Source organism: Paraburkholderia sp. RL17-368-BIF-A (genome assembly GCF_046054045.1).
Taxonomy (GTDB): Bacteria; Pseudomonadota; Gammaproteobacteria; order Burkholderiales; family Burkholderiaceae; genus Paraburkholderia; species Paraburkholderia graminis.
In genome coordinates this window covers 1-620 of record NZ_JARESN010000043.1, presented here as the reverse complement: position 1 = coordinate 620, position 620 = coordinate 1, and the positions used below count along the sequence as shown (strand labels likewise).

General features: G+C 64.7%; 1 protein-coding gene. It reads right to left on the bottom strand.

Going from position 1 to position 620, the window contains the following annotated elements:
* Positions 1-80: 80 nt before the first annotated feature.
* The coding region (locus tag P0D87_RS31535) for a winged helix-turn-helix domain-containing protein (protein ID WP_408637124.1) at positions 81-620 on the bottom strand (540 nt) is incomplete at its 5' end.

Here is a 620-nt window from a genome sequence, read left to right as displayed (position 1 = left end):
GACGCAAGCGCAATCGCCCAGACCGCCGCGATGCTGCCGAGCACGAGCAGCATGAGCCGCCTGCGAATGGATGCGCTCATTTACTCTTTCTCCACCACGTAGCCGATATTGCGCACGGTTCGTATGAGCTTTGCGCCAAGCTTTCTGCGAAGGTTCGAGATGTGCACCTCGATTGCATTGCTTTCGATTTCCTGCTGCCAGCCATACAGGCTTTCTTCGAGCCGCGAACGCGACTGCGGAATGCCCTGGTTGGTCAGCAATTGCAGCAGGATTGCCCATTCGCGCGACGTGAGCGGCACCCGGGTGCCGGCAACCTGGGCCGTTTGCGCCGCGGGGTTCACCGTGAGATCGCCATAGCGGATCAGCTCGACGCTGCGGCCTTGCGCGCGGCGAAGCAGGGCGCGGCAACGGGCCGTCAGTTCCGTGAGGTCGAAGGGCTTGCCGAGGTAATCGTCCGCGCCGGCCTCCAGACCGCCCACGCGGTCCACCACCGTGCCGCGTGCCGTCAGCACAAGCACCGGCACGTCGTTGCCGGCGTCGCGGATTCGCTTGAGCAGATCCATGCCGGACACGCGCGGCAGGCCGAGATCGAGTACGACGAGCGCGTAGCTCGTGGTGTC